Origin of the sequence: Citrobacter sp. CK198 (assembly GCF_030333295.1) — a bacterium.
GTDB lineage: Bacteria > Pseudomonadota > Gammaproteobacteria > Enterobacterales > Enterobacteriaceae > Citrobacter_B > Citrobacter_B koseri.
The window spans coordinates 286757-298227 of sequence record NZ_JAOWGE010000035.1 but is presented as its reverse complement, the minus strand read 5'-3'; the positions used below and the strand labels follow the sequence as shown (position 1 = coordinate 298227).

Here is an 11471-nt window from a genome sequence, read left to right as displayed (position 1 = left end):
GAATAGTGTAATGATCTGGCTATCCCGACTTGAGTCGACAGCTAATAGACATCGCCTTGCCGCCGGCAAGGCCGCTCGTACAGTAAAAGCTAATGCGGTGCTGGATGAGGTGTTACGCGTACACGGCCAGGAGGCCTTGAGTCAGGATGCACCTGATTTGCTGAGTCAGGCAGTTACGCAACTGCTTCAGAAGGACTGGCGGGCTCAGCCTAAGCACAAAGCGAGTTGGCAGCGCTATTGGCGGGGTATGAGCCTGCCAAGTAATTTTGTTTACGAAGGAGCCCTCGTTCCTACGAAGGCAACATCAGAAATAGCCTGGCATCCTTGGTTAGCACAACGTATTACAGGACAACTTACCCTGCCAATCAAGGCTCGCCTACAGCAACTAAACACATATCTCTTTCGCCAAACTAAGGGTGACAAGCCACTATTCCCTGGCCTTCTAGGGCACCGTGAGCGGTCTCTGCTGATATTTGGTGACGAAAAAGCGCTGGATTCTATGCCACCTGACGGTTGGAAGCATGTCACTCTGACTTTGGCTGATATGGGCGCGTTTCGACGTGCACCACCTTTACCGTATGAGTCGTCACGCTGCCACGATCTTCCTGCTATCATTGTTGAAAACTCTGATGTGTATTATCGACTATGCCAACTTAATCAAGTTCAGACTCGCTGGTCACTGGTCATTTATGGCGCAGGTAACAAAGTTTCCGGCCAGGCGGAGTGCGTGTCACAACTTCTTAAGGTCGAACTGGTAGAACAGCTACTTTATTTTGGCGATCTGGATGTTGCGGGCTTAAAAATCGCCCATCAGTTACATTGTAAGTTGCTTAACGATTACGGTATCAGCTTGCATTTAGATGAATGGCTTTATAATGAACTGATCTTAAATGGCCTGATGACATCAGAAGGGAACGCCAACAACGAACGGTTTGATTTCGAATTACAGTGTGGCTGGATGCCACAGTTTGTTTTACGAGAAATGAAGACTCTTCTGGCGATCCATCAGCGTCTACCCCAAGAAGGTGTGGCTTCTTTAGGTTTAGTCATATAGTTCGAATCCTAATGTGTTTTTTAGGGGATAGCCTACTTATAATAAAGGTGGGTTCTCCTATCTGAGAGTAATCTTTATTGCTGATTTATTATTTATCGTGACCGATGATATATATTTGCTAATCATATGGACTCCATTTATTGAGAATAAAGATCCAACTTTGTGATCTTCCACCCAGTATTCATTTTTATGTCCCACTTTGGGGGCAAACCTCCCAAAATAAATCCTCATAACCCATTAATATTTCAAATAATTAAATGAAAAGGCAAGTCCGGCCTTGTATCCCCTTAACACCTCTCTCATGTACCATTCTACAAGCCCTTACGGCACGTCAATCGGCTTGTCGGCGGAACACAGAACAGCCTGTCGACAATCCTGCCTCCATTCATCATCTTCGACATCTGTACGTGCATAGTCTCGTTTGGTCCAATCGTTCCTTTATCAAAGCTTTTATGATGGGCCACATTGTTTGCGTATCTGTTGGATAGCGAATCCCACCTCGTCAGCAGAGAGTAATGTTCTTCATCAAAACCACTGGCAACGTTGTGTTCGACGGTCTCTTTTTATTCTCAAACTACGTGAACTTTGCTGCTTATCTACTCTCCCCAAATCCATGCCAAAAAATGTGAACCTCATCCCTGAAGCAAATCGTAATCTCTGAAATCGATCTGTATCGTAAACTTTACTTTACACTTTTAGTGATGTAAGTCACAAAATTAAGCACGGAGGGTGATCGCAATCTCACAATAGCCTGGTATACAAAATCGACAATGTGAGCGGAAAAGAGGCTGGAAAGTTAAGTTTTCACTGCTTTCTCTCTTTTACCGCGTCTGGAGGGAAACTGCAATTCAAAAGATAAAAAATAACTTGTTGAAATTGAGTCAGTAAAAAAATGGTATGTGATTTAAATCACGCGTATTTACAGATTTTATGATTTACGCCAATGGCGAATATTGACGGAGCTATTTTCTTCATGAATTAAATCTTGCATAGTGCCCTCACATTATTTCTCCCCCTGAATCAGGAGGCGGATAGTTATATTCCATCAATCTTTATTGATGGACCAGGTATGCTTTACTTCACATTAATACGAACATGACCACTGTTAACTGGAGAAACAAAATGAATTATCCGGCAGAACCCTTCCGTATTAAAAGCGTTGAAACTGTATCTATGATCTCGCGTGATGAGCGCATCCAAAAAATGCAGGAAGCGGGCTACAATACCTTCCTGTTGAACTCGAAAGATATCTATATCGACCTGCTGACGGACAGTGGTACGAACGCCATGAGTGATAAGCAGTGGGCCGGGATGATGATTGGTGATGAGGCCTACGCAGGCAGTGAAAACTTTTATCATCTGGAAAGAACGGTTCAGGAGCTGTTTGGCTTTAAACATATTGTTCCTACGCACCAGGGGCGCGGGGCGGAAAACCTGCTATCGCAGCTGGCGATTAAACCGGGGCAATATGTTGCGGGGAATATGTATTTCACTACCACGCGTTATCATCAGGAAAAAAATGGCGCCACCTTTGTGGATATCGTCCGTGATGAGGCGCACGATGCCGGTCTGAATATCGCATTTAAAGGCGATATCGATCTTAAAAAGCTGCAAAAACTGATTGACGAAAAGGGCGCCGAAAATATTGCCTATATCTGTCTGGCGGTGACGGTGAACCTTGCGGGCGGTCAGCCGGTCTCGATGGCGAATATGCGTGCCGTCAGGGAGTTGACGCAGGCGCATGGCATCAAAGTCTTCTACGATGCAACCCGCTGCGTAGAGAACGCCTATTTCATCAAAGAGCAGGAAAAAGGCTTTGAGAACAAGAGCATCAAAGAGATCGTCCATGAAATGTTCAGCTACGCCGATGGGTGTACCATGAGCGGGAAAAAAGACTGCCTGGTGAATATCGGTGGGTTCCTGTGCATGAACGATGATGAGATGTTCTCGGCGGCTAAAGAGCTGGTGGTGGTATATGAAGGGATGCCATCCTACGGCGGTCTGGCCGGGCGCGACATGGAAGCAATGGCCATTGGTCTGCGTGAATCCATGCAGTTTGAGTACATTGAGCACCGTGTGAAACAGGTTCGTTATCTGGGCGATAAGCTGAAGGCGGCAGGTGTGCCGATTGTTGAACCGGTAGGCGGCCATGCGGTATTCCTCGATGCTCGTCGCTTCTGCGAACACCTGACCCAGGACCAGTTCCCGGCGCAGAGTCTGGCGGCAAGCATCTATATGGAAACGGGCGTGCGCAGCATGGAGCGTGGCATCATCTCCGCAGGGCGTAATAAAGAGACGGGCGATCACCACCGGCCAAAACTGGAAACGGTACGCCTGACTATTCCACGCCGCGTTTATACTTATGCGCATATGGATGTGGTGGCCGATGGCATTATTAAACTCTATAAGCATAAAGAGGATATTCGCGGGCTGAAGTTTATTTATGAGCCTAAGCAGTTGCGCTTCTTTACTGCACGTTTTGATTATATTTAATGATATTGATAGCCCCATTTTTAAATGGGGCTTTTTGTTTTTTATTATCCGAAGATGTACAAATGACAGCCGTAATTATAATTAATAGTCAACAGGAACATTTATCATGGATATTAATGCCATTGAACGACAGAGTTCCCCCGGACTTATTAGCGGGACGATGCTTGTCATCGCAACGGTAGTCGGCGGGGGAATGTTCTCCCTGCCTATTGCGATGGCGGGAGTCTGGTTTCCCGGCGCCTCTGTTATTCTGATCGTTATTGCCATCATGATGTTATTAACCGGCCTGATGCTGGTGGAAGTGAACCTTCACTATGGTGCCGGAGCCAGTTTTAACACCTTTACTCAGGATCTATTAGGGCGAAAGTGGAATATCGTGGTTGGCATCGCCTTTGGTTTTGTACTCTATATTTTAACCTATGCGTATATCTCCGGGTCATCGGCGGTGATGGCGCAGACGGTGTTTAAATATAGCGGTTTTCGTTTCCCGGCAAATATCTCCGTTATTGTCGTCAGTATGCTGGTTGGCGTAATCGCCTGGTACAGCTCGCTGCTGGTCGGGCGGATCACTACCATTCTGATCGTCGGTAAGTTTGTGGCGTTCTTTGCCACGTTCTCCGGGCTAATCGGCCATATTGAGGTGGCGAAACTGGTCGATAGCGTCGCCATCGCATTGCCGAATACGCAATATCTGCCCTACATTCTGATGACGCTGCCGTTCTGCATTATCTCTTTTGGCTTTCACGGCAATGTGCCGAGCCTGGTGAAACTGTATGGCACTCACGGCGTATCCCATATTACGCGCTCCATCGTGATTGGCACCCTGTTTGCCGTGCTGCTCTATATCTTCTGGCTGGCGGTGACGATGGGCAATATCAGCCGCGCCGAGTTTTCGCCGATCATTGCCAAAGGCGGCAATATTGATGTGTTTGTGGAAGCCATCAGTGGGCTGTTTACCAGTCGCTATATGGATTTAATCCTGACCTTTTTCGGTAACTTTGCCGTTGCCAGTTCGCTGCTGGCCGCTACGCTGGGTCTGTTTGATTATATTGCCGATCTGTTCCACTTCCCGGATAACGGCATCGGCAGACTGAAAACCGCGCTGGTGACCTATTTCCCGCCCGCTGCCGTCTGTTTCTTTTTCCCGAATGGTTTTGTCCATGCGATTGGCTATGCGGGACTGGCGTTTACCATCTGGAGCGTGATCCTGCCGCCATTTCTGGTGAAAGCGTCCCGTAAGCGTTTTGCCACGGCGCGTTATACCGCCCCCTGTAACAATACGGTGCTGAATCTGGTGATTGTCGGCGGAGGGATTGTGTATCTGACGGTGGTGCTGGATGTGTTTGGTTTACTGCCGACGTTCCGTTAGCGGGAGGCGCTATGTTTCTGACATTACTCAGGTTACAGCATCCGCTGGTTTATCGTTACGCCTGGCTGAGGGTGTGGGTGGTGGTGTTAAGAAAATGCGGACTGCGCAAGAATAAAACTCATAAAAGCAATCAGGCCTGTCGCTGACAGGCCTGCCTGGATTTACACCCGGAAGTAGCGTGGTGGAATCAACGTTGAGAACGCGTCGATCTTCTTCACCATCTTTTTCCAGAACAACATAACAACAATCCTCTGTTTAAAATGCAGGCGCTATTTTAGTCAGCGCAGGCATTGCGTAAAAGATCGCCGCGTCGTTCTTATCGTGTGCGCGGTGTAAAGCTTTTTGTTCACTCTGCAAAATGTGGAATCGGCAACTCTGCCGCCGGGTTGACAAGCGTTAAAATAGTACGGGCAATCCCAGCCCGCGTTTCACTTCCCGTAGCGTTGTCTGTGTGACCTCATGCGCCCGTTCACTGCCTTGTTGCAGTATCTGCATCAGCATGCCTTTATCCTGAATATAGGTTGCCCGCCGCTCGCGCATCGGGGCAATCAACTCCTGCAAACAGGTTTCCAGTTCGTTTTTACAGGTGCGATCGCCAAGCCCGCCTTGCTGATAATGCGCTTTCATCGCCGCGACTTTCGTTTTGTCCGGGTGAAAGGCATCCAGCCAGGTGAACACGACATTTCCTTCGATCTGACCCGGATCGCTGACGTTAAGGTGGTGAGGATCGGTGTACATGGCGCTAACCGCTTTGTGGATCGTCTCTTCACTGGCGGAGAGTTGCAGGGTATTGCCGAGAGATTTTGACATTTTAGCGCCACCATCGATGCCGGGCAGGCGGCCGGTGTCGCTCAGAATCGCCTGACAGTGACGTAGCAGCGGGGCAGGCAGCAGGCTGTTCATCTTGTGTACGATTTCGTTAGTCTGCTCGATCATCGGCAACTGATCGTCTCCTACGGGCACATATTCCGCTTTAAACGCGGTGATATCCGCCGCCTGGCTGATGGGGTAGACCATAAATCCGACCGGTAACGAGCGGGTAAAGCCTTTCTGCGCAATTTCATTTTTCACCGTCGGATTACGCTCTACGCGGGCGACAGTGACGACATTCATATACAGCATGGTCAGTTCCGCCAGTGCAGGTAAGGCGGATTGCAGGCAGAGCGTGGTGAGTTCAGGGTCGATCCCGGCGGCCAGATAATCCGCCAGCACTTCCGGGATGTTGTCGCGGATCTTTTGCGGGTTCGTACCGTTATCGGTCAGCCCTTGCAGGTCGGCAATCAGCACAAATTGTTGATGGGTATGCTGCAAAGCAACGCGCTGGCGCAGTGAGCCAACGTAGTGCCCGAGGTGCAGGGCGCCCGTAGGGCGATCGCCGGTCAGAATGGTGGGTTTTGTGTTCATCAAAGACTCCTTTACGTGAAAAAACCGAAAGACGTCTCTGGAACGCAATAGCCGCCTTTCGGCGGCTATTAATACGGGGATAAAACAGAACCGTGCCGCCTTTAGTCAGGCAGCCACCAGCGGTTATGGCGTTGGGGAATCGCAGTCTGTTTATTCATAAAAATGACCGTATCACGGTTAAGCGCAGGGGTAAACCTGCTATGTCAGGGTTGTTAATGGGCAACCTGTTCACTCTGCTTGCCATCAGCGCTCTTCAGCATTCTCTTTTTTGCGTAAACTGCCGCTGCTTAACAAGTTGAATCATGCTGATGACGGCGCCGAAAAATAAGGCCGCAGCGCCACAAAGCGTTGCGCTGGCGATCGCCTCCGTGCCGCTGCCTAGCAGGCTGGTTAACAGTGGGCCGACGATCTGACCGATGCCGTAGGTAAGCGTGACAAGACCCAACAGATTGATATTCCCCGGCACGCTCAGTTGCCGCGCCAGCGGCATCACCAGCGAGGTTGTCCCCATGAACGTCGCGCCAAAACCAATGCTGCTGATAATAAGAAGCGGCAGTGCGTCGCTGGCGAGCGTGAGTATGACGCAGACTCCCTGAATCAGCAGATTCGCCGTCAGGCATTGTAATACGCCCCAGCGCTTTGCCGCCCACAGCCAGCCAAAACAACCGGGAACGATCGCCAGTCCCACCAGTGACCAGAGATGGGCGGTGAGTAGCGGCGAGCCCGCGTTTTTCGCCATCAGCGGCAGATAGGTGGCGACGATGATGTAGCCAAATCCGGCGAAGCCATACAGCAGCGCCAGTTGCCACCAGCGCATCAGCGGATTATGCGTCGGCGCCGGAGGAGCGGGCGGCAACGCGTGGGCGCGGGCAGGGATGAGGAGCGCCAGGAGCAGCAGTAACACGGCGGAGATAACGGCAGCGCCTGACCACAGCGCATGGGAAGAAAGCGCATAGCGTAAACCGGCGATAACATACTCGTTGCCCAGCAAGATACCGGCGCCAACGCCGGAGAAAAGCGACGCAATCACAAACGGGTGACGGGTATGTTGCAGGACGATCATCGAGCCAAAAATCATCATTCCGGCGCTGGCGACCCCGGCCAGAAAACGGATCAGCATCACGATGGCAGGTTGCGTAAATATCGCCATCGCAAGGATTAATCCCCCGGTTGCTATTGCCGACGTCAACAACGTTGGCCGTAAGCGAGAGGGGAGGTGAAAGGCGCCGAAGGAGAACAACAGGCTGCCCGCCAGGTACCCCGAGTAGTTGGCGCTGGCAATCCAGGAAAGCGCCGCGAAGGTAAACTGACCTTCCGACAGCAGGACCGGTAGCATCGGGGTATACAGAAAACGTCCGATCCCCATTCCCAGCGTCAGTACCATTAAGCCGAAGAGTGCCGTACTGATGGCATGACGGTTTGAATCGGCATTGCCCTGAACCATACTTGCTCTCACTTAGCGCGTTAATTTGTGTTTGTTATATTACATGTGTAAATGATAATAAAAAGTAAAAAATAGAGGGTGTGTGAGAGCCCGGCAAGGTATACGCGTTGGGAAATTCAGCAGGCGTCGATCGTTTTTACGCAGTGCCAGCCATCATCCACACAGCGATAGATGGATTCGGTATAACCGGGGATAATCCACCGCGTTTCTTCGCCGGGGGCGCAGCGCAGGTAAATACATAACCCGCAGCCGCCGCGTAGCTGGCGTGGAATATCCGCCACCCGAAAGGTCATTCCCGCAGCCTGAAGCGCTTTGCGGGTCTGAATGACGCCCACCGTCGAATGAAATAAAAACAGATATTCCGTCATCCGCGTTTTCTCTGGCGTTGACCAATCAGCGCCGCACCAATGGCCCCGGCAAACTGCGCGTCAGGATGGGTGTAAACCGGCATCGCAACGTGGCTTTCCAGCATACGCGCGAATGCCGCACAGTGGCTGACGCCGCCGGTAAACAGCAAAGGTCCCCCGGCAGACAGTCGGCCGATAAAATTGGCGCTACGTCTGGCCATCGCGTTGATCACGCCGGAAAGAATAGCTTCTGGCGCAACGCCCGCAGAGCGCAGGCTGATTACTTCAGACTCGGCAAAAACCGTGCACATGCTGGTGATGGCATGAGGCTCAACGCCGTCGGTGATCGTATCCAGTTGATCCACGCTGGCGCCGAGGGTGCGCGAAATCACCTCCAGAAAACGCCCGGTTCCGGCGGCACATTTATCATTCATCAGAAAGTCGGTGAGATTACCGTCGTTATCCAGTTGAATAACCTTGCTGTCCTGGCCGCCAATGTCGATGACCGTGCGGGTTTCAGGATCCAGAAAGCGCGCCCCCAGCCCGTGGCAGGAGATTTCCGTCACCTGTTTATCGGCAAAATCAACCAACTGGCGTCCGTAGCCGGTTAGCGTCAGAAACGGGCGCGTGTCCAGCCCTGCGCTTAGCGCTTCCCACGCCTGGTGGATAGCATCGGCGGGGCGAAACGGCGTGGGGCAGAGGAAACGGCGTGTGATAACACCCTCCGCCAGCAAAACGCCTTTTGTCGCCGTGGAGCCGGAATCAATGCCAATCGAATACGTCACGGGCGCTCCTTACAGCATTTCGATAAAGGCCGCGACGCGGGTGCTGAGTTGCCCGATATCCGAAGTGGAGTAGTCCGTTTCGATGGCGATATAAGGGATGTTGTGCTGCTGGCGTACGTGGCGCTTAATCGCCATAGACTCAACGGCATAGGTATGACAGGCCTGCAAAATCACATCCACGACGCCGTCCGCCTGATACTCCTCTACCATCTGGCTGAGCAACGTCAGCCGCTGGTCGTTGGGCGAAATGCAGGAACAGCCAATTGCGAGGTATTTGTCGGTCAGCGCGTCATAGACATCGCCCGTCTCTTCAACGCACTGTTCGGTGGCTTTTGCCCCCGTGCAGTTTTCAAATCCGACGACCCAACCGCCGTTCTCTTCAATGGCGCGTACCACTTTTTCTGCCGCGCCGCCAATCGGGCAGCCGGTGATCAGAATGCGCGGGCGGGCGTCCAGCCGCTTGCCGTCCTGCCACTCCTGGCGCACGCGGTCAGCCATGCCGTTGAGCTCGTCGATAAGCGCTTCTTTATCAAAACGAAACGTCGCGCCGTACACCACTTTCAGGATATCGCTGCCGCTAAGAGCAGGAGGATTAAGCTGGCCTACGCGGTAGAAATTGGCCAGCGCGCGGCGTTCGCGGTTTTTCAATACGATCGCGTCGCGCAGGGCGGCTTCGCTGATGGGGTGGCCAAAACGCGTTTCCACAGCCTGTTGCAGACGCAGGATCTCTGCTTTCCATAACGCACGGGAGGCGGCGTCATTGGCGCTGTTGGGCAGTTGCATGACGTGTACGGCCTTAAATTCGGCCATGTATTCGTACATTTTCTTTTTGCCGTCGCAGGTGGTTTCGCCCACCACCAGATCGGAAAAATAAAAGTAGGGGCATTTGTCCGTTTTGCCGAAGCCGTAGCTGCTTTTGATCAGAGGACACAGATTGCGCGGCAGATCCTTTTCGGCTTCTTCGATGGTTTCGTCCGACGTTGAACACAGGGAAACGACAACCGCGCCCGCCGCCATCGGGATCTCCTGCGGCATAAACGTGCAGTAGGTGCCGACCAGTGGAACCCCCTGTTCTTTAAGATCCATGACGGTGAGAAAGCCTTTCTGACGGGCGTCGGAGAACTGGTTAAAAATGGCGGGTAGATCGGTGATAAGCGACATGGTTTTCCTTCCCCGTAACACGGGAGACAATGAAAAGACCACGCATTATAACCCTGTAAAAACCAGGTGTTTATTGATCTGCTTAAAAGTTGGGTAACGTCAGCAGGGACGGTATTTGCGACAGCAGATACAACACCAGCCCGATGGAGCCGCCGACCAGCGTGCCGTTGACGCGGATAAACTGCAAATCTTTGCCGATGTTCAGCTCTATCTGGCGTGACATATCGCGGGCATCCCAGCTTTTTACCGTGTCGCTGATGTGGCGCGTCAGAAACGCGGCGAATTCCGGCGCGACCCGGTGCGCAGCCTGTTCCAGATGGCCGTTGAGCGAAGCGCGAAGGGCATCATCCGCCACCAGCGTTTCGCCGAACCATTGCCCGGCATGGGCGATCCGCTGCTTCACGCGGGAACCCTCTGCGTTAATATCTGCCTTCAGCCACTGGCGTAAATCAGCCCAGAGTTCACCAAGATAATGGTTAAACGCCTCATCTTCTTTCAGGTACGCTTTGATGCTTTCCGCCCGGGAGGCCATCTCTGGATCGTTTTTGAGTTTGTCGATCAGCTTAAAGGTGGCGCGATCGAAGGCGTGGCGGATCTGGTGCGCCTGGTCGTGGCTGATATCATCCAGCAGCGAATTCACCGCATCGGAAACCAGTTCTGCGCTGTGTTCCCCCAGCCATTCGGTCGGTAAAATTTTTGCTTTTAGCGGATGTTCCGTCTCCAGCCAGCGCACGATTTGCTGTGCGATAAACGCGCGTGAGCTGTCGCGCTGAAGCAGGGCGATCAACTGCGCGATCAGGGTGTCCAGCAGTACCTGATGACGATCGTTTTTGGTCATGCTCTCCAGCATTAACGCGCTGGTGCCAGAGAAGTCCACTTTATCGATCGCTTTGTGTACCGCCCGCTTGAGCAGGCGCTGAATACGGGCGTCGTCCGTCAGTTCGAGAAAACCGCTCATGATTTGCAGCAAATGCATCCCAACCCGCCGGGCGTTATCCGGCTGACTGAACCAGTTGCCGATCAGCAAGGCTGGTTCATGACGGCGAATGAGCGCGACCAGCGACTGGGTATCAAGAAATTTCTCCTGCACGAACTGGCCAAGATTTTCGCCGATTCGATCCTTATTACGCGGGATAATGGCGGTATGCTGCGCGATAAACGGAATCGGCACCCGACGAAACAGCGCCACGACGGCGAACCAGTCTGCCAGTGCGCCCACCATTGCCGCTTCCGCAATGGCTTTAATGCCGAGTACCCAAAAATTTGGCGGCAGGAAAAGCGTCGTGATGAACGTGGCGGCGGCAATCAGCAGCAGCGAGAGCGCCAGTCGTTTGGCGCGTTTGAGTTCAGCAATTTTATTCATAGCGTTAAGGATAGAGCCAGACGGGGGGATCGTGCAAAAGATCATCCCGGG

General features: G+C 52.2%; 9 protein-coding genes. 3 read left to right on the top strand and 6 right to left on the bottom strand.

The features are described from left to right. The first annotated feature begins 10 nt into the window (after positions 1 to 10). From OGY62_RS19310 to OGY62_RS19295, 3 genes are all read left to right on the top strand, one after another. Positions 11 to 1054 carry a Wadjet anti-phage system protein JetD domain-containing protein gene (locus tag OGY62_RS19310; RefSeq protein WP_353654541.1) on the top strand — a complete coding sequence of 348 codons (1044 nt, stop codon included), beginning with the start codon at positions 11 to 13 and terminating at the stop codon, positions 1052 to 1054. A gap of 1122 nt (positions 1055 to 2176) precedes the next feature. After that, a complete protein-coding gene (locus OGY62_RS19300) occupies positions 2177 to 3547 on the top strand; it encodes a tyrosine phenol-lyase (protein ID WP_049010418.1) in 1371 nt (456 codons plus the stop codon). A 106-nt stretch (positions 3548 to 3653) separates the two neighbouring features. Beyond that, entirely contained in the window at positions 3654 to 4916 is a 1263-nt protein-coding gene (locus OGY62_RS19295) for an aromatic amino acid transporter (RefSeq protein WP_012134247.1), read from the top strand. A gap of 396 nt (positions 4917 to 5312) precedes the next feature. Here the strand turns inward: OGY62_RS19295 and trpS are convergent, their stop codons facing one another. From trpS to OGY62_RS19265, 6 genes are all read right to left on the bottom strand, one after another. After that, on the bottom strand, positions 5313 to 6320 hold the full coding sequence (gene trpS / locus OGY62_RS19290; RefSeq protein WP_115626317.1) for a tryptophan--tRNA ligase: 1008 nt from the start codon (positions 6318 to 6320) through the stop codon (positions 5313 to 5315). A gap of 253 nt (positions 6321 to 6573) precedes the next feature. Then, positions 6574 to 7764: an MFS transporter gene (locus OGY62_RS19285; protein WP_286460413.1), complete on the bottom strand. Its 1191-nt coding sequence runs from the start codon at positions 7762 to 7764 to the stop codon at positions 6574 to 6576. Positions 7765 to 7880: 116 nt separating this feature from the next. Continuing rightward, positions 7881 to 8132 carry a putative Se/S carrier protein gene (locus OGY62_RS19280; RefSeq protein WP_286460412.1) on the bottom strand — a complete coding sequence of 84 codons (252 nt, stop codon included), beginning with the start codon at positions 8130 to 8132 and terminating at the stop codon, positions 7881 to 7883. Further along, positions 8129 to 8896 carry a putative 2-hydroxyacyl-CoA dehydratase activator YjiL gene (yjiL, locus tag OGY62_RS19275; protein WP_286460411.1) on the bottom strand — a complete coding sequence of 256 codons (768 nt, stop codon included), beginning with the start codon at positions 8894 to 8896 and terminating at the stop codon, positions 8129 to 8131. The genes OGY62_RS19280 and yjiL overlap by 4 nt, the downstream gene beginning before the upstream one ends. A 9-nt stretch (positions 8897 to 8905) precedes the next feature. Next, positions 8906 to 10057 (bottom strand): double-cubane-cluster-containing anaerobic reductase, encoded by a 1152-nt coding sequence (locus OGY62_RS19270; RefSeq protein WP_114847997.1) that lies wholly within the window; start codon positions 10055 to 10057, stop codon positions 8906 to 8908. 82 nt (positions 10058 to 10139) lie between these two features. Next, complete coding sequence (locus OGY62_RS19265; protein WP_058669144.1) at positions 10140 to 11420, bottom strand: DUF445 domain-containing protein; 1281 nt, start codon at positions 11418 to 11420, stop codon at positions 10140 to 10142. Between the last annotated feature and the right edge of the window lie 51 nt (positions 11421 to 11471).

Coding starts and splice junctions, on each gene's coding strand:
- OGY62_RS19310 (WP_353654541.1), top strand. CDS start 11: ATGATCTGGCTATCCCGACTTGAGTCGACAGCTAATAGACATCGCCTT.
- OGY62_RS19300 (WP_049010418.1), top strand. CDS start 2,177: ATGAATTATCCGGCAGAACCCTTCCGTATTAAAAGCGTTGAAACTGTA.
- OGY62_RS19295 (WP_012134247.1), top strand. CDS start 3,654: ATGGATATTAATGCCATTGAACGACAGAGTTCCCCCGGACTTATTAGC.
- trpS (WP_115626317.1), bottom strand. CDS start 6,320: ATGAACACAAAACCCACCATTCTGACCGGCGATCGCCCTACGGGCGCC.
- OGY62_RS19285 (WP_286460413.1), bottom strand. CDS start 7,764: ATGGTTCAGGGCAATGCCGATTCAAACCGTCATGCCATCAGTACGGCA.
- OGY62_RS19280 (WP_286460412.1), bottom strand. CDS start 8,132: ATGACGGAATATCTGTTTTTATTTCATTCGACGGTGGGCGTCATTCAG.
- OGY62_RS19270 (WP_114847997.1), bottom strand. CDS start 10,057: ATGTCGCTTATCACCGATCTACCCGCCATTTTTAACCAGTTCTCCGAC.
- OGY62_RS19265 (WP_058669144.1), bottom strand. CDS start 11,420: ATGAATAAAATTGCTGAACTCAAACGCGCCAAACGACTGGCGCTCTCG.